Origin of the sequence: Dyella sp. (assembly GCF_051954575.1) — a bacterium.
GTDB lineage: Bacteria > Pseudomonadota > Gammaproteobacteria > Xanthomonadales > Rhodanobacteraceae > Dyella_B.
In genome coordinates, this window is the sequence record NZ_JBQCHP010000110.1 from 20,419 (window position 1) to 46,371 (window position 25,953).

A 25,953-nucleotide genomic window follows, 5' to 3' on the forward strand; every position below is an offset into this window, starting at 1 on the left:
TATCTGGCGGTGAGCAACGTGACCGGTCCGGCCACGCTGCAATCCGGCAGCAATTTGCATGTGCAATGGACCGTCACCAACAACGGCGCCAACGCCACCGGCAATTGGGTGGATAGCGTGTACCTGGTGCACAACGGCCAGACCATCAAGCTGGCCGACGTGGCGCAAACCGGTCCGCTGGCTTCCAGTGCGAGCTACACCGCTTCCTACGACTATCAGCTGCCGCTCAACGCCAATGGCGAATACGACGTGCTGGTAGTGGCCGACGCCAATCACGTACTCAACGAACACGCTTACGACCAGAACAGCGCACAGGAACGCACCAACGTAACGCTCGCGCCTTATGCCGACCTGGCCGTGAGCGCCGTTACCGCGCCGACGCAATTGATTGCCGACCCGGCGTCGATGGATGTGAGCTGGACGGTAACCAACACCGGCACCGGCGCCGGCAACAGCACGCACTGGGTCGACCGCGTGGTGCTCACCACGCACGATGCCCCCGGCAACAACGACGATCTCGTGCTGGGTGAAGTCGCGCACGATGGCGTGCTGGCGCAGGGCGCCAGCTACAACGGCCAACTGCACGTGATGCTGCCGCCGGGCATGAGCGGACGCTACAAGCTGTTCGTGATCAGCGATGCCTATAGCCAGGTGTTCCAGAACGGCCTGACCGCCGTGAACACCGCGCAGGCGTCGCATACCGTAGACGTGATGCCCAGGCCGTATGCCGATCTGCAAGTGCAGTCGGTGACAACGCAAAGCAGCGCCAGCAGCGGCCAGCCGCTGACGGTGAGCTGGTCGGTGATCAACAACGGCATCGGCATTACCGACAGCACGCAATGGTCCGATCAGGTGTGGTTGAGCAGCGATCCGGCCGGCAACAACGTGGTCGCGCAGTTCGGCTATGCCGATCATCTTGGCCAGTTGTCGGCGGGCAGCAGCTATTCGCGCAGCATCACGGTGACCGTGCCCAATGGTTTGCAGGGCACGTATTACGTCAACGTGCGCGCGGCCACGTTTGGCATGCCGTATGAATTCATCTACGGCAACGATAACGTTGGCCACAGCGCCGCCGTGCCGGTCACGCTGTCGCCCTCGCCCGACCTGGCGGTGCAGTCGATCACCATCCCTGCGCAAGCAACGGAAGGCTCGTTGATCGACGTGTCGTGGACGGTGAAGAACCAAGGCCAGGCGACGGCCACCGGCCCCTGGAACGATGACCTGAAGCTGGTGCCGGTGGACGGCAGCGGCCCGGCCGTCGACCTGGGCAGCTTCAGCTACGACCAGACGCTGGCGCCAGGCATCACGTATTCGCACGACAAGCAGGTACGTCTGCCCTTGCACATCCAAGGTGCCTATCGCATCGAAGTGATCGCCAATGCGGACAGTGCGGTCTATGAAGACCCCGCCGTGCGCAGCGAGGCCACGCTGACCAGCAGCACCAGCATGACTGTCTCGCTGCAGCCGCGCCCGGACCTGATCGTCAGCAACGTCACTCTGCCCGATCACGTGACAGCAGGCACCAGCGTCGGCATTCAATACACCATCCAGAACACCGGCAGCGTGCCGGCGACGGGGCATTGGCAGGACAAGGTGTACCTGTCGCAGAGCGGCCAGCTCGATGCCACCGCGCAACTGGTCGGCACCTTCGACAACGCCAGCGCGCTGGGCAGTACCGAGAGCTATAGCAACGTCACCGGCACCATCAAAGTGCCGATCACCTTCAGTGGCGATTACTACCTGATCGTCGTCGCCAACGGCAACCACACCGTCGATACCTATCCCAATCAGAACAACAACACCAATGCCGCGCGTTTCCACGTGGATGGGGTGCCATTCGCGGATTTGGTCACCAGCAACGTCGTAGCGCCCGATCAGGCCGTGCATGGCGCCAGCATCAACGTCACCTACAAGGTCACCAATCTTGGCAGCGGGCCTACGAGCGGGCTCACGGCGGACGTGAACAGCTGGACCGACACGGTATGGCTGGCGAAAGACCCAAGCCGCCCCGGCGCCAACAAGGGCGACGTATTGCTGGGCTCCACCACGCACACCGGCAACCTCAACGTCGGCGACAGCTACCTGGGCAACATGCAGGTGAGCATTCCCGACAACACGCTCAGCGGCCAGTACTTCATCACCGTCTGGACCAACAGCTACGGCACCATTCTGCAGAATGAGCTGGCCAGCAATATCACCCACGATGCCAACACACCTAACAACGACAACTACCTGGGTCGCGCGATCAGCGTGCTGGGCGTTACGCCGCCCAACCTGCAGGTAACGCAGGTCACGGCGCCGACGAGCACCGATGCCGGCGGAAACTTAAGCTTCAGCTACACCGTGCAGAACCAGGGCGATGCTTTCACCGGCAACTGGGTCGATACGGTCTACGTTGCCGACAATCCGGATCTCACCAAGGCCACAAAGGTGTGGAAGCTTGGCGACTACAATCAGAGCAATACGCTCAACAACGGCCAGAGCTACACCGTCAACCAGACGATTCAATTGGCGCCGGACATCAACGGCCTCTACGTGATCGTGCAGACCGACAGCAACGCGTGGACGCATGCGCCCGAAGCACAGATCATGCGCAGCAAGGCGGCCGCCGACACCGTCACCGCGCACCCGGCGAGCCTGCAGGTCACCGCCGTGCAATGCCAGGCGCAGAACTACTCCGGTGAACTCACCCCCATCAGCTGGACCGTCACCAACAAGGGCGACGCGGTATGGCCGGGCAGCACCGGCTGGGTGGACTCGGTGTACATCAGCACCGATCCCACTTTCATTCCCAGCCGCGCCACGGCGCTGGGCGCGTTCGCGCACTACAACATCAACGGCCTTGCGGCGGGCGCCAGCTACACGGCAACCGCCAACGTGCAATTGCCGCCGGGCACCAGCGGCACGTATTACATCTACGTGATCGCCGATAGCGATTACTATCCCTACGACAACCTGCCCAATCCCACGCCCAAGACAACGCCGCACAGCGACGATCTCAACGGTGGCGACAACACCAACGAACTGAGCTACTACGCTGCCCACGCCTACGAAGGCGGCAACGTCACCGGCCGCGTTGGCAATGGCTCGTTGAACATCACCTATCGCGAACCCGATCTGCAGATCCAGAACGTCAGCATTTCCAACGCCACACCGAACTCCGGCGATCTGGTCACGCTCACCTGGACGGTCACCAATACCGGCACGCGCGCCACGCGTGCAACAAGCTGGAACGACGGCATTTACCTCTCGCCGGACGGATCGATCGAATCGGGCGACTACCCGCTGATCGAAGGTTCGCTCTACAACAATCCGGGGCGCGTATTCCCGGTCTCGATCACCGACGCCAACGGCCACCCGGCCTATCTGCAGCCCGGCCAGTCTTACACCGAAACCGCCAGCTTCCATATTCCGCAATCCATCGGCGGCAAGTTCTACGTGGTGCTGAAGACCGACACCACCACGGTGATGGATTGGAACGGCGGCTCGCCCAGCCTGATCCGCCAAGGCCTGGCGGTGGTCACCGGCAGCGGCCCTGGCGCAGTACCCGTGTACGAAGGCACCGGCGCCAACCGCGTGAAGTCGATCCCGATCACGGTCACGCAGGTCACGCCACCATATCTGCAAGTGAGCACCGTCACCGCGCCGCAAGCCGTCACCGCGGGCCAGAGCTTCACCGTCAACTACCACGTCGACAACAACGGCGGCGCTACACCCGACGATCAAAGCCAGTGGTACGACATGGTGTACATATCGCGCGACCGCACGCTCGATCTGCAGCACGATCGTTATCTGGGCTACATCAGCCACACCGGCGGCCTTGCTGCGGGTGCGGGCTACGACGGCCAGTTCACCGTGACCGCGCCGAAGGACCTGGACGGCCCCTACTACGTGTTCGTGGTGACCGATCCGGCCAACGTGTTCGGCAGCGGCCCGAATGGCCACGTGCTGGAATTCCGCACCGACAAGAACAACGAAACCGCCGCGCCGCAGCCGATGCTGATCAACGCGCCGCCGCCGGCCGACCTGGTCGTGGGCGCCGTCACCGTGCCGCCGACGGCGAACGTGGGCGATCAAGTCACCGTTACCTACAACGTCACCAACAACTCCACCAATCCGGCCACGGGCAGCTGGACCGATGCGATCTACCTGTCGCAGGACAACACCTGGAACGTGGGCGACATCCTGCTCGGCAAGGTGGTGCACAACGGCGACGTGGCCGCCAATGCGGGCTACACCGGCACGCTCACCGCGCAACTGCCGCCGCTGAAGGACGGCAGCTGGCGCATCATCGTGCGCCCGGACATCTATGAGGAAACCGGCACGCCGCGAACGCTGACCGCATCGGCGGCGGTGATCCAGACGCAGGTGCCGCCGCTCGCGGTTGCCAGTCCATTGCAGACCACGCTCTCCAACGGCGACGTGAAGCTGTACAAGGTGAGCGTTGCCGCCGGCCAGACGCTGCGCGTGATGCTCGATGCGCTGGAAGCCAGCGGCGACAACGAGCTGTACATCCGCTACGGCGACGTGCCCACCACGTTTGCCTACGACGCGGCCTACACCAATGCCTCGGCTGCCGACCAGCAAGTGCTGATCCCCAGCACACAGGCGGGCGACTACTACATCCTGGTGCGCTCGCGCAGCGGCACCAATGTGCCGACCACTTTGCGCGCCGATCTGCTGCCGTTGTCGATCACGCAAGTCACTCCCGACACCGGCGGCGTAAGCGACGATGCGCATCGCTGGGTGACGCTGGATATCTACGGCGCCAGCTTCCAGGCCGGCGCCATCGTGAAGCTCTCGCGCCCTGGTGTGTTCGAAGCGGAACCCTCGCGCTGGCAGGTGTTGGATGCCACGCATATCCGCGCCATCTTCGACACGCGCAATTTCCCGCTCGGCCTGTACGACGCCACCGTTACCAATCCGGACGGTCAAAGCGTCACCGAAGCGGATCGCTACCTGGTGCAGCGTGGCATCGAAGACGATGTCACCATCGGCATCGGCGGCCCGCGCACGCTCGATCCGGGTGCCGAAGGCACCTATAGCGTCTCGCTGCAAAGCCTGACCAATGTCGACACGCCGTACGTGCGCTTCGACATCGGCGCGGCGGAAATGGGCTACAACCAGGAACTGCTGGGCGAACTCAACCTGCCGTATGCGGTGTTCGCCTCCAACGTGGGCGGCTCGCCGTTCGGCAACATCGACAGCGCACCGGCCAATACGCAGGGCTACGGCCAGACGCCGGGCACGCAGGCGCGCACGGATATCCCGTGGGCGTCGCTGGACGGCACGGAAAACACTTCCGGCTACAACCTTGCACCGGGTTATGCCTTCGACGTGGCCGACAAGGGCACGGTGAGCATGACCTTCCAGTTGCAGACCTATCCGGGCCTTACTGCCTGGATCAATCGCGACTTCAATGGATTACGCGATGCGCTGTACGCCACGCATCCGGATTGGAAAGCGCAAGGCTTGCTCGATGGCGGCGTGCAGGATCTGGACAAGATCGAACAAGGCCTGGCCGCACGCTTCATCGACCCGGACCCGCACCGGCTCACCGATGCGGAAGTGCTGGCCGAATCGTTCGAGACCAACATCGTGGGCGCGGCCACCGCGTTGACGCGCGATGAATTCGTCGCCGAACAGACCGCTTACGCGTTGAAGTTGCGCGCAGCGATCCTTGCCGACAACACGGCGCCCAGTTCGCTGCAAGTACTGGCCGCCGACGCCTCTCAATGGGTGAACGGTTATCTCGCCGCGCTGGAACAAGCCGGCATGCTGCAACCGGCCGACCAGGCGCCGCCGATCAGCACCAACCCGCAGGTGGTGAGCCTCAACGCCACGCTCGCAGCCGGCATCCTGCTGTCCAAGGGCGGCGACAACTACCGCACGCAAGCCGACATCGCCGGCTTCTTCAGCAAAGTGCAGCAGTGGTACGGCAACACGGCCGCCTATGCCGGTGATCCGAATGCCGCCAAGGATGCGATCGACCACTACGAAATACGCACCGATCAGAACGGCGACTACGTGGAAGTGCCCGTGCCGAAGCTCGCCAACTCGGCGGACTACGACCAACATGCCGGCGTCACGCTGCAGTTCGAGAACTTCCGCATCTTCGTCGGCGGCCAGGCCGAGCTGGAATACCTGCGCGCGCAAGGCTTGCTCGACCAACAGTTCAATCCACTGCCAGGCAAGAGCCTTAACCTTGCGCAATACCTGCAACTGGTGGCACAGCAGAAAGGCGCCACGCAGGCATCGATCAGCGTGCAAGGCCCGCAAGGCAATGCCGTGGCCAGTGACGGCAGCGTATACGTGCCCGCGGCAACGCCCCTGCCCTACAGCTTCGCCTTCAGCAATCCCAGCGCCACCGGTGTGGGCCAGATCCGCATCGTCACGCAGTTGGATCCCAACCTCGATCCGCGTTCGCTGCGTCTCGGCGATCTCAAGATCGGCGACATCAACATCCACGTGCCGGCCGATCGCGCGAACTTCCAGGCCGATTTCGATTTCACCGCCAGCAAGGGCTACATCCTGCGCGTAAGCGCCGGTATCGACGTGGCGTCGCATATCGCCACCTGGCTGATCCAGGCGATCGATCCGGATACCGGCGAAGTGATGCAGAACGTCGCCAACGCCCTGCTTGCTCCGGTGGCCGGCCAGAGCGTGGCGCAAGGCGGTTTTGTCAGCTTCACCGTGGCTGCCGCCGCTGGCGCTGCGACGGGCGCGAAGATCACCACCCAAGCGCGCATCCTCTTCGACGACGCACCGCCGATCGACAGCACGCCCGTTACCACCACGCTGGATGCCCAGGCGCCGACCACCACCGTGACGGTCACTTCGCTGGGCAACAACACGCAAGGTGCGCCGACATACGACGTGAAGTGGAACGAACAGAGCGACGCCAGCGGCATTCGCTTCGTGACCGTGTACGTTGCCACCAATGGCGGCGACTTCCAGATCTGGCAGCGCCAGGTTGACCCCGGCACCAACGAGGCCGTGTTCACCGGTGTTGCCGGCAACACGTACGAATTCCTTGCTGTCGCCACCGATAACGCAGGCAATCGCGAAGCGGCCAACGTCACCAATGCGGTATTGCCGGATGACGGCGCACGGCAAGCCGTGCTGGATGGCCTGGGTGTAACGCCCTCGCTGGATCAAACCGCACAAACGCCGCAAGCACCGCAAGACCGCACGTACAACAGTAATCCGCTATTCCAGCAAGCCACGCAGTTGCTACCCGGCAACGTGGCAAGCAACAACCCCGGCGATCTCACCAGCGTGCTCGCACCGTTCAGCACGCGCAGCTTTGCCGATGGCTTCAGCACCAGCGAAGGCGACATCGGCGCCATGGCGATGGTGCAAATGCCGGATGGTTCATTGCTGGTAAGCGCAGGCACGGAGCGAAACGCCGTGTACCGCTACTCCGCCAAGGACGGCGGCCACAGCACGACGCCACTGTTCACACTGGATCAACCGGTGCTGGACATGGCCGTCGATGCACTCGGCCAGCTATGGGTGATGACCGGTAACGAACTGCTGCAAGTGGATGCCAACAGCGGCGCCGTGTTGCGTACGCTGCAAGGCCCCAGTAACCAGCCGCTGACGCATGCGCTTGCCATTCAACCGGGCACCGGCGACATCTACGTGTCCGATGGCAGCGGCATCGAGGTGTTCCATCCGAACGCCACCGACCCCAACCAGCAATGGCAACACTTCAGCAATACCCGCGTGTCGTCGCTGGCCTTCGGGCCGGATGGACGTCTGTGGGGCGTGCAATGGAGCGGCAGCAACATCACCTCCGCCGATCCCAATGGCACCACCAACATTGTCAGCTTCCCGATGAGCGGCGCCACGCTGGGCCGTGCGGGGCTGGAATACAGCATCAACGGCGTGGTGAACCACATCGCGTTCGGCCAGAGCGGCTCGCTGCTTGATGGCCTGTTGATGGCGACGGGCGGTTTGTCGCAACACGTGCAAATCAATGGCATCACCGACAGCACGCACGGCTCCGCCGTGTGGATGATCGAGCTGCAATCGCGCCGCGTGCTGCAAGTCGCCAGCGGCGGCACACAAGGCGAAGGCGTGATCACCACGGCCGATGGCCGCATCCTGGTTGCGCAGACCGATAGCGTTGATGTGCTGGCACCCGCCACCGCGCCGAAGGTAGTTGCCACCAGCGTGCCGGATGGCGCGCTCGTACCGCTGCCGCTCAACCAGATTGCAGTGCAGTTCGATCAGGACATGTGGCTGGGTACCGATCCGCAATCGGCGCAAAGTGATGGATCGAGCGTCATGGATCCATCCAACTATCTACTGGCAGGCGATGCCATTGGCACGACGATTTCACCTAAGGGCGTGCGCTGGGATACTGCAAGTCACACCGCATACTTGGACGTAACCGGACTGCCGGCCGGCCACTACGAGCTCACCGTAAGCGGTAACCTGCGCAGCGCCATGCAGTTACGTATCGGGCTGGACAGCGTAACCAGCTTTACTGCCTTGGTGGATATCAGCAACCACGTAGAGTTACATTTCAGCGATACGCGTGCCGACGACAACACCGGTGCAGTGAGCTACGACGTCAGCGTCACCAATATCGGTACGGATGACTTGCACGGCCCGCTGACACTGCTGCTTGACCCGGGTGCCTATTTCGGCAACACGATTACCGGCGCGCAGCCAGGTACCGGTAATCAGTCCAACCTTTGGATGCTCGATCTCACCGGCAGCCTAACCAATGGCAAGCTGATGGCCGGCGCAACGTTCGCCAATCAAACGGTTACCGTGGTGCCCGCCAGCGCCTTCGCCGCCGGCGGGCTTGTGGATCTGGCTAAATTCAGCTTGGGGCATGGCATTTATGCCGTGCCAACACCTGATCTGGCGCCGATCATTACCCCGGTCGGCAGTACCAATGCACCTGACACCTTCCCAAATGCCGCGACCATTGGACAGCCTTGGACGGCTCAGGTTGAAGCCATCGATAACGGGACCAGCGCCGTCTATTGGCAGGTCGTGCAAGCTCCCGCAGGTTTCACGCTGACGCCCCCGTCGTCCGACACGGTAGACGACTGGGGTAGACACCATGTTGTCGCCACGCTCAATTGGACACCGGGTGCCAATGCCAACGCCGACAACACTGTCGTATTGCGAGTAGTCAACGATAGCGGCAGCGTAACTTTGCAGACGCTGCACATCCCCGTGACCAACGGCAACCACGCCCCTGTGATTGCGTCGCAAGGCACGGTAACGATCAATGAAGGCCAGGCCTGGGCCCTGCCTCTCAGTGCCTCCGACGCGGATGGTGACGCTTTGACGATGAGCGTCAGCAACCTTCCGCCAGGAGCTTCGTTCGATGCGCGAAGTGGCACGTTGAGCTGGACACCCGGTTACGATCAAGCCGGTACCTACAAGAACGTCACGATTACCGTCAGCGACGGCAAGATCACGACACGCGAGAGTTTCGACATCGTCGTAAACACTGCTTGGGCGCAACCCGTACTTCTGCCGGTTGCCCCGCAAACGTTGCGTGAAGGCAGTGCGTTCGGTTTGCAGCTGAGTGGCTCGGTGCCTGGTGGCCTGACCCACGCCGACGGCACCACCGTAAAACTCAGCTACAGCGCCGCGAACATGCCCGGAGGAATGGTGCTCGATAGCGATACAGGCTGGATAAGCTGGACACCTGGCTATGACATCCAAGGCGCAGTCAATGTAACGATTACGCTTATCGCCACCTACACCCTGCCTGGTGGCTCCGTGCAGCAAACCAGCGTGCAGCAAACGCTGCAGCTCAATGTGCTGCACGCTAACGGTGCGCTGCAGTTTGACGGGAACCTGGGCCAGCCGTGGACCACGCTGGAAGGTCAGCCGCTGAGCATCAGCGTATTCGCCTTCGATCCCAACAATCCGCTATTCGCTCCAAAGGTGCGGATGTCGCAAGGCAGTCAAGCTGTCGACGAAACCGGCGGCAATGCCGCGGCAACCGTGACATACACCGTGACCGGTTTGCCGCAAGGCGCCACGTTCGATCCCGATACGCTTCAGATCAACTGGACGCCCGGCTACAACCAGGCCGGCAGCTACAACGTCACCGTCGTCGCCAGCAAGGATGCCGACGGCACGCCGATGACGAGCACGGTGACCATTCCGATCACCGTGGTGCAGGTGAATTTGCCGCCGACCATCGCACCGATCGGCGATGCCACCCTCGCGAAGAACAGCACGCTGGACATCCCGGTCAGCATCGCCGCGGGCGCAGGCGACAACATCAACGTCACCATCGATGGCCTGCCGCGCTTTGCCACGTTCACGCAAAATCCGCCGACGGCGGATGGCCATATCACCGGCACCATCCATCTCGCACCGGGCGACAATGATCGCGGCGATTACACGCTCACCGTGGTAGCGCAAAACACCGCCACTGGCATGGCCGCTGCGCAACGCTTCGTTGTCACGGCGACCAGCCTCACCGAACCGCCGGTGTTCAACCTGCCGCAGCAGATCGTTGCGGTGATTGGCCAGCCACTGAGCCTGCCGATCAACATCAGCGACGTGGACCAGGATGGTTTGCACCTGTCCAGCAACGGCTTGCCGGCCAATGCCACGCTGACCATGGGCACGCAATACGGCCAGGCACTGCTGAGCTGGACGCCGACCGCCAGCGACATCGGCCCGCACGACATCGACATCACCGTGACCGACAGCGGCCTACCGCCGCAGAACCAGGGTTACCTCAACCCGGCCAATCCGGTGCCGAACGTGGTGACGCACACCATTCACGTGGTGGTCGTTGCCAGCGACACGCCGCCGCAATTGCTCGGCATGCAGCTCAATGGCAACACGCTGGCTGACACGGGTGATGCCACCACGCCGGTGATCGTCAACACCACGGAAGGCAATCCCCTCGCGGTGAACCTGTTCGCCACCGATGCCGCCAACCACCTAGTCAATTGGACCGCCACCGGCCTGCCGCAAGGCATGATGCTCAACGTGCCTGCTGCTGCCAACGGCAACCAGGCCACGCTCAGCTGGACGCCGGACATGTTCGCGTCCAAGGGTGGCGTCAACAGCAACGGCGTCTACACCATTACCGTCACCGGCAGCGATGGCGCGATGAGCTTCACGCGCACGCTCGAAGTGCACGTTGCGCATGTATCGCAGGCGCCGCAGATCGTGCCGCTGCCGATGCAACTGGTGGACGAAGGCAACACCTTGTCGTTCCAGCTGCACAGCGTGGATGCCGACGGCAAGCCGGTGCACATGAGCTTGATCTACGACGCCAGCACGCCCACCGGTGTTGCGTTCGATCCCACCAGCGGCACCTTCGAATGGACACCCAGCTACAACACGGTGGACAAGGCGAACAATCCAACCAAGGATTTCATCTTCCACTTCCAGGCCACGGACGGCACGCTCACCACCACGCAAACCGTTCAAGTACGCGTACTCGGCGTGTATCGCGCGCCGATGCTCGACGCGACCAGCCATGCCGTGGTAGTGGGCCAGGCCCTGAGCTTGCCGATTCAGCTGGGCGGCACGGATACACATCAAGGCATCTACGCCAATGATCTGGATGGCGATGCGCTGACGCAGGCGCTCACCGTAAGCTTCACCAACCTGCCGCAAGGCGCAAGCTACGACGCCGCCAAGCAACAGTTGAACTGGACACCCGGCCCCGGCCAGGTGGGTGACTTCGTCATCACCGCCAACGTCAACGACGGTCATGGCAACGTCGTGCAGCGCACCTTTACCGTGCGCGTGGTGGCCGATGCCTCGGCCAATGCACCCAAGGTGCTGATCGACAGCGTACCCAGCACGCCCGCCCTGCCCGGTCAGGACATCATGGTGACCGTGCGCGCCACCAGCTTCAGCCCGGTCAGCCGTTTGGCCGTCCAAATGCGCGGCACCGGCTTGGGCACGGATCAATGGCAAACCGTAACGCTGGACAGCAGCGGCCGCTTCCATCTCAAGGCCACGCAACCCGGCACCATCGACGTGCGCGTCATCGCCACGGATGCCGACGGCTTCAGCACCACGCAGGACGGCACCCTGCTGATCAAGGACCCAGCCGCACTCGCACCCGTCGTGACATGGAGCAGCGCGCTGGCCAACGCCACGCTCACCAGCAAGCCGGTTGAAATCGATGCACTGACGACGCTGCAAGCCAACCTGCAAGAACTGCAGCTGATGGGCTACACCCTGCAGATCGCCCCGATCGGCAGCAGCACCTGGCAAACGCTAGGCAGCCAAAGCTACGACGCCAGCAACGTCAACCAGGCCGTCAACCTTGCCTCGCTTGATCCGGCCGCGTTCAACAACGGCGTCTATCAGCTGCGCCTTACCGCATGGGACCTGCAAGGCCGCACCAGCGAGATCGACACGCGCATCATCATCAACACCGCGCAAAAGAATGCCGCGCAAGCCAACGTCGCCGACGTCACCTACACCCTCGGCGGCCACAGCTTCACCATAAACCGCACTCTCCCAACCTCCGTCGCCCCGGCGAACGCCGGGGCCCAGGGACTTTCGCTCGGCAACTGGACCATCGCCGGCTTCGACATCGGCCTCACAACAGATCAACCCGCCACCACCAGCAGCGACGCAACAGCCGCATGGACCACCGGCAGCCACATCTGGCTGTCGATCCCAACCAACCTCGGCGACGCCAACGCCCTGCTGCAAAACCTCAGCTTCACCCTCGGCGCCGACGCCATCGCCATGCAGGGCAGCGCCAACGCCCCGCTGAGCTACAACGCTGACTTCGGCACCAACCAAGGCTGGTCACTGCAAGCCACCAACGGCACCGCCCTGCAACGCCAAGGCAGCCACCTCTACGACGAAACCACCGGCCTGCCGTGGGTACCGGACGGCTACGTGCTCACCGCACCCGATGGCACGCAGTACAACCTCGACACCACCGGCAAGATCACCGGCGTCACCTTCGCCGACGGCAAGCAATGGCTGGTTTCCGACGAAGGCATCGCACTGGTCGGCGGCAGCGCCAGCGACCGCGTCGACATCCTGCGCAACGCCAACGGCAACATCGTGCGCATCACCGGCCCGATCGACGCCAGCGGCAACACCCGCAGCATGGTCTACGCGTACGACAGCCAAAACCGCCTCGTACTCGCCCGCGCACTCGACGACACCGGCATGGGCACACCGTATGGCTACGACAGCAACGGCAACCTGCTGACCGACACCATCACCGCCAACCTAGGCACCGCCGCCAACTGGATGGGCAACAGCACCGCCAACCAGTGGAGCGGCACACTGCAAGCCGGCCAGACCACCAGCCTCGCCTTCACCATCCGCGACAGCGAACTGGCCTCCACCATCAAGGTGCCCGGCAGCAGCGGCGCATTGATCGTCGCCATCAGCGCCACCTTCAGCGACCCAAGCAGCACGCTGCAGGTCGTCGGCGGCGACGTGCTCGGCAACACCATCGTCAATGGCGTACACACCATCCTCGTGCGCATCACCGATGCCGGCATGAAACTGCTGCGCATCAGCGGTACCGGCACTGCAACGATTAACGTGTCGATTGCCGGTGACATCAGTCGCGATGGCAAGGTTGACGGCAGCGATGCTGCGGCGTTGGATCAAGACATCGCCAGCAAGAACGTAGCCGGCGACATCAACGGCGATGGGGTGGTCGATCAAACCGATCGCGAAATTCTGTACGCCAACTATGGCTTCCAGGCTGCATTGCCGCCGCAAGCGGCGACCAACTTGCCGACCACGCTGACGCATGTGGGATTGAGCACCACGATTGCGCTGGATCAAGTCGCTACCAACTACAGCGGTGCACCGATCTATTGGCGTATCACGGGTGTGACGAACGGTACGGCGAAGCTAAGCAGCGATGGCAAGTCGGTGATCTTTACGCCGGCTACGGGTTATAGCGGGGTGGCTACCGTGACAGTGGTAGCCGATGATGGCTATGTAGCGAGCGCGCCGATTGCACTCAACGTCAACGTCAGTGCAGCAAAATTGCTGGAGATCGACATAAATCGCGTCGCAGGCGTAGCCACGGGAGACACGGTAAACCTACGGATCACCGGCAAGTTCGAAGATCAGGATAACGTCGCTCTCGACAGCAGCTATGTCAGCATTACGTCCAGCAACACGGCCATCGCGCAGATCTTCGACAATGGCGCTGTGCACGCTCTCGCCACGGGCACCGCGGTAATCGAAGTGTCCACCCAAGGAATCCGGGCAGTGGATGCACTCAACATTGATACCACAGCACCGATCGATCCGAATGGCTTCGATGTCGACGTATATCCACGCGCAATCGACTTGCCGGCCAATGTTGGTACGCGCCAACTCAAGGTCACTGCAGCCGATGGCACGAGCATATCTGCGGCAGCGAGTGGCACGCTGTACTTCATCAGTAACGATAGCGTCGCCAGCATCACGCCCGATGGGCTCATCACGGCCAAGGCAACCGGTTACGCAACCATTTCGATCATCCACGGCGGCTTACAGCACGACATTCTCCTCTATGTACAAGCACCGTCCACGGGTCCAACACTGATCTCAGCTGCGATTGGCGCGTCGGTACAAGATGCACAAGGCAACCTAGTCATGGTGCCGCCGGGTGCATTGCCGTCCGACACCACCGTTTCCATTGCAGCGGTCGATCCTGCGACGCTCAACATGCCGATGCCCGCGCCCAACGTGCTGAACGTCATTGGCGCCTATCACGTGGATGTGGGCGCCAACAACTCGGCGCTTCCGCTGCAAATGGCATTGCACGTAACCGGCCCAGTCGATCCCATGACCGGCCAGCCGAGCGTCCCGGCTGCCGGCACGCAAGTGTTTTTCTGGCGCAAGGGAACGATTATCGACGGTGCGGGTGTTGCGCATGACACCTGGTGGCTGGTCGATAACGGTGTGATGGGTGCCGACGGAATGGCACATACCTCCAGCCCGCCCTTCCCTGGCTTTACTTCAAGTGGCGACATCCTCATCACCACCAGCAAAGTCAACTTGCATACCGGCGAAACAAAGGTCACAGCGGCTACGCTGAACTGGAATGCATTGTGGGCACAGGCGTCATCCATCGCGATGGCCCCAACCCCGGTGATGGCCTTGTCCATGCTCGATATCTTTGGAGGAAGTGGCAGCCCGTTGAGCTGCGTGCAATACACGCTGGCCGGCTCCTATCAGCTGTCCGTACCTGTAAGCACCGATCAATCCGGCGTCTTTAGCGTTACGTTCCCGGATGCGCCGCCGCGCAGTTGGGACAAGCCTGCCATCACGGGGTATACCCTGGACGCCCAGACGCAGAAGCTGACGTTGCAAGGGCAGAACTTCCTGCCTTCCGATGGCACACCTGCCCAGAACGTCATCCTCAAAGTTTGGATTGCGCCGCGTGGCAAGGAGCTAACGGCCACGACCGCCACGCCCGATCATGGGCTGATCTGGACTGCCCTGGACGGAACTGTTGATGGGAACGGCAATATCGCCGTGACCATCCCTCCCGGAATTCTGCTCTCCCAGCATCAGATCTACGTCGAACGCATCGTCAAAATGGTCGACGCGCAGGGCAATGTCGTCGTACCGAAGACAGGAATCCGCAGCGATGCAGTGAATCCGTTCGACCCGACCCAGGTGATTCCCGCGACCTTGGTCACGAACGCCAACAGCATCAGCTATTTCAAGAACGACTCGCAACTTGAGCTGATCAAGCAGGAAATCACCGATGAGCAGAATCGACCGCTACAAATGCTTGGCGCCAAGTACGGCCAGATTGTTTACAACGACAATCGCTCGCTGGCGTTCGTAGCCGGAAAAAACGGTCTCATCTACGTCATCGACGCCACCACGCTCACCATCGGGTACACCATAGCGCTGCAAAATTCGAGCGGGTCGATCAGCAGCCTGGTTGTCAACGGGGCCTGGCTGTATGCCGCAGAAGGCGGTCCGTATGGCGGTGCGGGTCGTTTGACTCGCGTCAACATCGATCCGTCCTCCGACGGATTCCTTCGCGCGCAGCAAGTGCTAAATCTCGGCATAAGTCAAGCGCCCGACGGCTACCTTGGCCTTGCGATCAATACCGGCCGCTACCTCGCGGTGACTGCCGCACAGTCACCCATCGGCGTCACCCAAACGGCCAACGCCATTCCAGGCAACACTTATGTCATCGACCTGAATCTGATCGACGACACCGGCAAGGTGGGCAAGAACGCTGTGAGACTGTTGCCGCTGTCTGCCTTGCCTGATTCATTCCTGGGCAAAGCCCCCGACTACGTCGTCGCAGGAGATCGTCCTGGCGAGTTCATCATTTCTGACGCAATGGACCACAGCCGAGGCCTGGCCATCGTCTCTTGGCCGGTCGATGACAAAGGCAATCTGGGTAGCACTCCAACCGTAACCGCACCTACGCTGACACCGGCCTCCGGCGATCCGTCGTGGCTTACGCGTCAATTCCAGCAGAATATTCAGCGTGCCAACGGCGTTGTCTTTACCGACGTGGGCGGCGTCGATTACGCACTCGTTGCCGATTACAACTTCATCTTCAACGATGCCAACTACGCCGGCGGCACTCTGTTAGGCAAGCAGATTGGCGGCAAGATCGGCATCATTCAAGACCCCTTCGGCAAGCAAGGCGGGCCGATCTATCTAGGCGCCACGACACCTTTCGTAGGAGGTGCTTTTGACCATCTCGTGTTGGGCGACGACGGCAGACTCTATGCCGATGTGTTCGTCGACGAGCCCAGTACCGAACCTGGCGTTAGTTCCGAGGACTTCAAGGCACTGCTGGTCTGGAACAACGTCGACGACATCGTCAATGCCGCGCTCGCCAACTATCAAGGCGGAAAAGGGCTTACCACGCCCATCGACCTGAATAATTCAAGCCTCCATCCCGCGCGTTACGACGGACCCACAGCAGCAACGAAATTTGGGTGGATCTATGGTATTGGCGCAGCACCCACGCAACAATCGCAGATGCAAACGCTGGAGTTGGACAATCAGCAATATGGGGATATCGCCAAAGTCGACTTGCGCTCCATGCTGTCTGCTCAAGGCATCGTCGTCGACGACAATCCCTCATTCTCGATGGATGCCGTTTTAAACCAAGAGGCAGGAGGAAGCGGTTCCGCGTCTCCCTCCAGCAGTGACACCATGAGCTACGGCTGGTTCAACAACGGTCATGTGCTTTCCTATCAATACGGCGACAACTGGCAAATCGTGCAAGACGATTCCACCGCCAACGCCCCAGGCAACAATACCTTTGCCGACACCGGCACGTTCTACTTTGCACCGGATTTCGACTTCACCAAGATCCAGCAACGTGAAGCCTTGCCGGCGCAGTCATCGCTCGGCTACTTTACGGTCAAAGTGAGGAGCATTAACGGCCAGACAGTCGATGAGTACATGACGTTCAAGGTATTGCTTCGCTATAACGCCAATACCTTGCAGGACAGCAATAATCCTGGATACACCGCCTTCACCTTGACGCCTGGTGCAGGTGTAGGCAAAGGCCAGACCAATAATCCACTAGATGTCGCCCGGGTGCAGCAGCGCCTTAAATTCCTTGGCTATCCGTCCTATGACAGCGCCGACGACAAGGGTATTAGCGACGCCACACGTGCAGCCGCTGATCCGGCCGATTTCTCGACGCCAAACGTCATCAACGTCGACGGAAAGTGGGGCGGTGATGTCATGCCGTCATCGTCGCAGACGCCGATTGATCGCACGGAAGCGGCACTGGACTTGTTCCAGGCCGCTACAGCCTCGGCCGTGCAGCCACCGAAGACCTACGACACCAGAACGGAGGCATCGGACGTCATTTACCAGCCTTTGCAAGCCAATCAACTTGTTCCCGTCACGGAGGATTTGCTTGAGCGTGCCGAAGCGCAACTCGCAGCGGGCAATCGTGCCGGCGCTTATATGACGCTTTACAGCGCGGTTGGCGCACCAATGTTGTTGGTGCAAGCGCAGATCACCACCTACGCGGGCTTCTTCGGCGCGGGCGGCCTGATCGGCAACTCGATGGCTAAGAAGAATGTCGGGGATGGTTGGTACAACCTCAACCTGGACCAATTCTCCATGGATATCGACGCGGGCAATATCCGCGCAATTCGGGAGAACCTCCGTAACGGCGGCAATGGCCGCATCACGGATGCCCAGATACTCGACGCCGACCGCGCCACATGGGAATCCAAGGGACTGGGACAGTATTTCCCGGGGAATATCTTGTACCTCACGCCGGGTAACGGCATGCCGACGATAAACCTCGGCGACCTACCGGGATTCTGGAACACATTCAGCGCCATCTTCTCGCAAGGAGCTGAAAATTCGTTCGACCAGGGTCTGAACATGGCATACGCATTGCTCGGCCATCGCCCAGCCGAATTCCGCAACGATCCGCGCTATACCGTGTATGACCCGAGGCCGGGCACCAACGACCAATTCAGCACGGTAGTCGATAACGAAACTGGCCGCATCGTCCTGTTCTTCGATGACAAGCCGTATTTGCCCCATCTTCTGAACGACGCGGATGGCGAAAATCCGCTTCCTCAGGCCCAGCAAATTCCGGACGAACTTACTGATGATGTTAAGGAGGATCACGCCTACTCGGTCACCATCGTCGATCCCACATCGCACACATCGCAGACTTATTCCTCTACCTACATGCAGGATTTGAAGGATCTGGTCCTAGGCATTACCGGCCAGTCATACGACCAGACGTACGCAGCCTGGGCAGCCCAGTACTCGGCAGACCCCACCCACACTCAGCCGCCGAACACCATTTTGTGGGCGCGCGCCAAGCTCGACGAGTATGTCGGCGCAGACCACCAGCTCGCCGCCAACAGCGCACGTACACCTAATCACGAACCGGTGTATACGAACCAGATCGAATCCACGCTCGATCCGTCCAATCCCAAGGATCGCACCGGCATCATCACCACTGACACCAGCGACAAGACGTTGCAATGGCTCAACGACCCCAATGCGCCGCGCTGGATGGAATTCACCGCCGACAAAAACGACACGATCGTCAACGGCACCAGCAACAACACACGCTTCGGCACCAGTTGGTCCACCGACACGATTCTGCAAGCCTCCAGCGCTGCTTCCGCCTATACCGGAAGCCAGTTCAACCTATTGCAGATGTCGCATGACGGTTGGAGCGAACCTCCCAAGCCGCAAACAGCGCCTTCCGCCGCCGATATCGAGCATCAGCTTGAAAATCTCGATGGACGGGAATTCGATATCAAGTTTGACGACCAGCTCTCCCAACCGGATCACCGCACCGATCCGGTTGACCTGAACCAGGTAGGTCAGGCCTTGCGCGCCATGCAGGATCTACCTAGTCAGCTGCAATACGTCATGAGCCTCTCTGGGCTATATGCCGCCGAAAAGGCGGCGATCGTCGATGTCGCGTGCCTGCGACAAGCGGCTGGCCAATACTGGAATGGCGCCTATCTCGGCGATAGTGCCCCCTACTTCCGCAATAGCCTGGTGACAGCCGTTCTTGGCATGATTCATTTCGATACGCCCATTCCGCAGGCGTACCAAGGACCCAACGCTGATCCGGCCAATGATCCGCACAGCGCGCGCTTCGGTATTCACGATATCGACCAGATGACGGGCTATGCCGGCATGGTTCACGTCAAGCTGCTGCCGCATGACATTGGGCAGCAGCAAGACGTCACTGCACCGAATGCTAATCAGGCCTCATCCACGCTTCCTGTCGCATCACAAACCGACATCGCAGCGATCCTTACCGATGCTGCGCAAATATGGGGACTGAGCGCTCAGGATCTGGCTGCGCTGGGCGTGGCTATGACCCCGAACGTATCCGTGGCGCATCTCGGTAATTCGGAACTTGGCCTTACCCAGGGCGATACCATCTCCATCAACGACGACGCACAAGGTTATGGCTGGTATACCAATACCGATCCAGTCTCGAATGCCGACTTCCTGCCGACGTCCGATCCCAATGTGTGGGTTGCCAAGCAAGGCAGCGCCGCCGACGGCAAGGTCGACTTGCTGACGGTCGTGCTGCATGAGTATGGACATCTACTTGGGCTGGGCGACGATACGAACGCCGATGACTTGATGTCGCTGAAGCTGACACCCGGCATGCGCCGCCTGCCGTCAGCTAGCGAGCTTGCTGCTATCAAGCAAATGATTGCGCAGAAGATGGCGATGGTGGGCCAAGCGGTTGCCTCCGGCCGAACGCAAGTCACCATTCCGCTAACTCAGTCAACAAGTACCCCAAACGCGCCAACCGCGGCTTCGCCCGCACACGCCGAGGTACTGGTCAACCCGTCCTTAGCCTCCGGCTCGTTCCAGTCAAGCACGGGCTGGTCGACAGAAGGCGATGTGAACTTAATCAACGGCACGGCAGTACTGAGCGAGACCATTAAGACCCAGACACGTCTCAATCAGGCATTCACGCTCGGCGCCAATGATCGCTTCCTGCGCTTCACCGTCAGCAACGTCGCCCTGCAAAACCCGGGCGATCGCCCCGAGGACGCATTCCAAGTGGCTTTGCTCAATGCAGCCACCGGCGCTTCACTTGGCGGCACCATTGACCTCAGCCAGACCGATGCCCTGCTCAACCTGCAAGGCGATGGTAGCTCGCACGTTGCGCAAGGCATCACCGTCGTCAACAACGCCGATGGCAGCCGCACCTACGTCGTCGATCTGCGTAGCGTACCCACCGGCACGGCCGTGAACCTGTCCTTCGACCTGATCGGCTTTGAGCCCTCAGGCAGTCATGTCACGATCAGCGATGTGGCAACCTTCGCGGTGCCACATGCCAACGATGCATCGTTCAGCGGCAATGAAGACGGCACCGTGGCCGGCAACGTGCTGGTCAATGACACCGATCTCTTCGGTGCCGCACCGAAGCTCGTGTCCGGCCCCGCACACGGCACCGTTACGCTCAATCAGGACGGCAGCTTTGTTTACACGCCAGGTTATCTGTTCTACGGCGACGACAGCTTCACCTACCTGCTCGACAACGGCGCTGCGCAATCCAACACCGCGACCATTCACTTGAGCATTGCGCACGTCAACCATGCGCCGACAACGAATGGTCAATCGCTGAATCTGCTCGAAGACGGCAACGTCCAGGTAAATCTGTCCACATCCATCAACGATGTGGATGGCGACCCATTGACCTACCGCATCGTCAACGGCCCGCAACATGGCACGCTGACGCAAAACGCGGATGGCAGCTTCGCCTACACGCCAAGCTATCTGTTCTATGGCAGCGACAGCTTTACCTATGTCGCCAACGATGGTCAGCTGGATTCCAACGTAAGCACCGTGAGCCTATCCGTCGCGCATGTGAACCATGCACCGACGACCAAGGATCAATCGCTGAACCTGTTTGAGGACGGCAACGCACAGGTGAACCTGTCTACGTCGACTAACGACGTGGACGGTGATCCGCTGACTTATCGCATCGTCAGCGGTCCGCAACATGGCACCCTGACGCAAAACGCGGATGGTAGCTTCACCTATACGCCAGGCTACCTGTTCTACGGCAGCGACAGCTTTACCTACGTCGCCAACGACGGTCAGCTGGATTCCAATGTAAGCACCGTGAGCCTAGCTGTCGCACATGTAAATCATGCACCGACGACCAAGGATCAATCGCTGAACCTGTTTGAGGACGGCAACGCACAGGTGAACCTGTCTACGTCGAATAACGACGTGGATGGTGATCCCCTAACCTACCGCATCGTCAGCGCTCCGCAACACGGAACCCTGACGCAAAATGCGGATGGCAGCTTCACCTATACGCCAGGCTATCTGTTCTACGGCAGCGACAGCTTTACCTACGTCGCCAACGATGGTCAGCTGGATTCCAACGTCAGCACCGTGAGCCTGTCCGTCGCACATGTGAACCACGCACCGACGGCTAAGAATCAATCGCTCAACGTGCTCGAAGACGGCAACGTCAACGTTGATTTCCACACCTCAACCAACGACGTAGATGGCGATCCCCTCACCTACCGCGTCATCCAGGGACCGCAGCACGGCACCGTCACGCAAAATGCCGACGGCACTTTCTCCTACAAGCCGACCGACCTGTATTACGGCAACGACAGCTTTACGTACGTGGCCAACGACGGGCAGTTGGATTCCAACGTTGCCACGGTCAGCTTGAATGTGGCGCTAGTGCCGCCGACAGCCAGCAACTTCAGCTTCTGGCTGCACAACAACTGGACGCGCACGTTCAACCTGGCGGATGACACCACCACCCTGCCCGGCACCACGCTGAGCTTCCGCATCGTCAGTGCGCCCAAACATGGCGACCTGATCCTCAATGCCGACGGCACCTATACCTACAAGCCGGATCAATGCTATGTGGGTACAGACAGCTTCAGTTTTGTCGCCAATAACGGCCAGGCTGATTCCAACGTCGCCACCGCCACCATTGATGTGAAGTCCCGCAACCGTCCGCCGCACGCTGAGGGCGAGAAACTATTCATTGCCGAAAACGAATCACAGCAGATCAACCTAATGCAGGAAGCATCAGATCCGGACGGTGACCCGCTGACCTTGCGTATCGTGCGTGGCCCGCGCCATGGCATCTTGTCGTTGAATCAAGACGGCACCTATACCTACACCCCAACCGCCGGCTGGACAGGCGAAGACAGCTTCGCCTTCGTCGCCAATGACACGCAATACGATTCGAATGTCGGGGTGATCCATCTCGATGTCGATCCGCGACCGGTCGCCCAAAACGAAAGCATCAGCGTGCGCACAGGCAAATCCACGGCGATCACATTGGTACCGGATGACTATGACGACTGCGGCGACGACGAGCAGTACGCCAAGATTCTCAGCCAACCGCAGCATGGCAACCTGGAACAGGACGACGACGGACGCTGGATCTACACGGCGGATGCGGGCTTTATCGGCACCGATACCTTCACCTATGCACTGAGCACCGGTGAACTGGACTCCAAGCCAGCCACCGTCACCATTACCGTGCTGCCGCCGAAGCGTCCGCCCGCCGCCAGCGATGTCACCATCAGCGTGCCATCCGAAAAGCCGTCGCCCATCAACATCCTGGCCAACGCCAACGATCCGGATGGGCAGGCACTCACTGCGCACATCGTGGCAGGCCCGTGCCACGGCTATCTGCGGCATAACGATGACGGCAGCTACACCTACGTGCCGCAGGATGAGTGGTTCGGTGACGACAGCTTCAGCTATTACGTCAATGACAGTGAGGCTAAGTCGAACGTCGCCACAGTGCATATCAAAGTGGTCGCGATGCCGACTGCGCAAGACGCACAATTCCACCTGAACAGCGATGGTACTGTCCTTATCGATCTTCGTCGTCTAGTTGATGATCCGGATGAAAACGCTGAGTCGGTCCTTGCCATCACCGTCAACTCACCGGCTCATGGTCGACTTGTCCGTCAAGAAGATGGCGTCTACGTATACAAGCCACAAAGCGGCTTCAGTGGTACCGATGCGTTTACCTACACGGTCAGCGACGGCATCAATAGTGCAACAGCCATTGTCAGTTTGTCTGTAGACAACAAGGATGACGACGGTTGTGGTTATAGCCAAACGATCATGATCCAGTCCTCAATAGATCAGCTCGATGACAATGAGGGCGACTACAACAAATACGTGATCATCAATCAGGGCAAACGCAGTCATTTTGTTGGCGGTGATTCCCATATGTGCGTGACCTGGGGCGACGATGTCCATGCAAAAGGCGGTCATTCGGAGGCTGTCGGCAGCATTTGGTGGAATGCCTTGATCGCCGAGCCGCCGTTGATTCCGACTGATCTGGTTGGGCAAAGCGGCCTAATAATCAAACGTGTGAACTGAGTCGCGTTACGAACCAACGCCCTCTTACGACAGGAAGAGGGCGTATTTGCGAAAATGATTGATGAAATGCGTAATCCGAACCGGCGCGTGAGCAAACACGGCACGAGCTTGCCCCTCACTCGAACTCACTGTTAGCCCCAAAAATGACGCCAAAATCCCTAATCGCTACGATAATTCTTGTAGGCCTAATCGGTTACGGATCGAATGCCATCTTGCATTCAAAACAAGCTGCAACGCCAAAATACGGGACAGAAGCTCAGGATTTCTGCCCGCATTTGGGTTACTCCCCTCCCCAGAAGGTGCCCAATCTAAAAAATATCGCATCCATTGCCTTCGTTGATAAAAGCGTCCTCATGGCGGTCGACCGTGACGGAGCTGCCTGGGCTTATTATCAAGGCAACGCAAGCTGCACGAAGGCCAAACCGCTCAAGGTATTCCCCATCAAGCAATCGGTAGATGAGCCTGAAGCGGGAAAGCTCCTCATGATTGCAAGCAGCTTATCTGGTGCTGTCGGGGTGACTGATAGCGGCAGAGCGCGGTCTATACCCACGGATCAATATAAGGAGCCCCCATGCTCCGGTGGAGGGAATCAATGCCACTACCTTGGTGATAACCGAATTGCTCAGGAAGCATCGGGCCACTGGAACGCGTTGCTCTTGCGCAAGGATGGAACAGTATGGTCGTGGGGCAAGAATGATTGTGGTCAATTAGGCCGCGAAGTCAGACCGCTGCACGAATGGACAACCGAGCCCGTCGAGATGCTTCACAATGTGATAGCGGTCGGCGCCGGCATGCGCAATAGCATGGCATTGACTCGGGATGGCACGGTCTTCGTATGGGGAAATATGTCGGATTCTTTTTTCAATTCAGTAGCCGGCACTCAGCCAGTAGCCAATTTCAACTACTGCGATAGACACGTCAATGAGCATTTCCCATTCCTTTCTTCTGATCCGAACTCTTTCCCCGCAAAAGTACAAGGACTCCCCCCCATTGAAGCGATTTCGACGTTTCACGCGTTCGATCTGGCCTTGGATAGAGACGGCCATGTCTGGGGTTGGGGTTACAACAGCTGTGGTCAGCTAGGCATAGACCCAGTAGGAGAAGACCCAAAAAAGATCGACGAGCGCATGTACCAGGCGTCCCCGGTACGTATCGCCGGCTTGGTGCACATTACTGCGATCGCAGCGGGGAAACGGCACGCCCTGGCGCTGGACGCCGAAGGCAATGTCTGGGCCTGGGGTGAAAATAGCGACGGTGAATTAGGAGAGCACCGCTATGCGCATGTCTCCTACTCTTGCGGATCAGAAACCGATCTCACTGCTGTTGCGCCCTACTCGCCTTATGTCGCCAAGGTGCCTGGCATCGGGAAGGTCACCGCGATCGCCGCGGGTTACAACAGCAGCGCCGCGCTCGATGAAAACGGCGAAGTATGGGTATGGGGGCGGCACTGACGTGAACTACCCCATTAACCTATCTCTGCGATAATTATTTCAGATGACCACTAAACGCCTTCTCATTGTGGTAGTCATTTTTGCCATTGTCGGCTGCCTTCCGTTCCTTTTTCATTCCCTTCGGCAATCTCAGGCCAAACACAGAAAAATGCTTGAAGAATCCAGAATTGCGGAAACGACGGCTCGGTATGAAGTTTCCCTTTCCTCCCGACCTCCTCACGACGTCACATATCTGGATGTCTTTGTGGTCGCCAAGCCAGGATTCCAAACAACTGTTTGCGGTCATTTTGTCGACAATAACGACAATGCAAGACGATCACGCGCGTTTATTTGGTCGCAATCAGGCACCAGCGTGCAAGACGATCCGTACTCCAGCACAGTGGCGAAGTATTTCCATGAAAACTGGTCGGAGACTTGCGATACATACGACGTCATCTCCGGACGTCATCATGATATGTGAGTACCTAGTGTGGTGTCTCAAAAATAACTTTAACTAATTCATGCCGTGTGTCATGGTTGGTTCCTTGATAAACGGGAACTCTTGTTCATGGCCAAGCGCGGACGCCCTGCTTCAACGTTAACGATCACCGATCAAGAGCGTGCAGAGTTGCTAGCGCATCTGGCAATTCGTAAAGCGCCTGCGGATGAAAAGCTGCGCATTCGGATCGTGCTGGGCTGT

3 protein-coding genes (1 of these 3 only partly in view) are annotated in these 25,953 nt (G+C 60.0%); all 3 read left to right on the forward strand.

The features are described from left to right. A protein-coding gene (locus ACTHNE_RS14940; RefSeq protein ID WP_440269664.1) for a tandem-95 repeat protein crosses the window boundary here: on the forward strand, positions 1–23,823 show its 3' portion. The gene continues 13,404 nt to the left of window position 1, outside the view; the window shows 23,823 of its 37,227 coding nt (coding positions 13,405–37,227); its start codon lies off the left edge, out of view; the stop codon is at positions 23,821–23,823. Positions 23,824–24,035: 212 nt separating this feature from the next. Beyond that, positions 24,036–25,274, forward strand: coding sequence for a hypothetical protein (locus ACTHNE_RS14945; RefSeq protein ID WP_440269665.1), 1,239 nt, complete (start codon positions 24,036–24,038; stop codon positions 25,272–25,274). A 43-nt stretch (positions 25,275–25,317) separates the two neighbouring features. Then, positions 25,318–25,734, forward strand: a complete 417-nt coding sequence (locus tag ACTHNE_RS14950; protein WP_440269666.1) for a hypothetical protein — start codon at positions 25,318–25,320, stop codon at positions 25,732–25,734. The last annotated feature ends 219 nt before the right edge of the window (positions 25,735–25,953 follow it).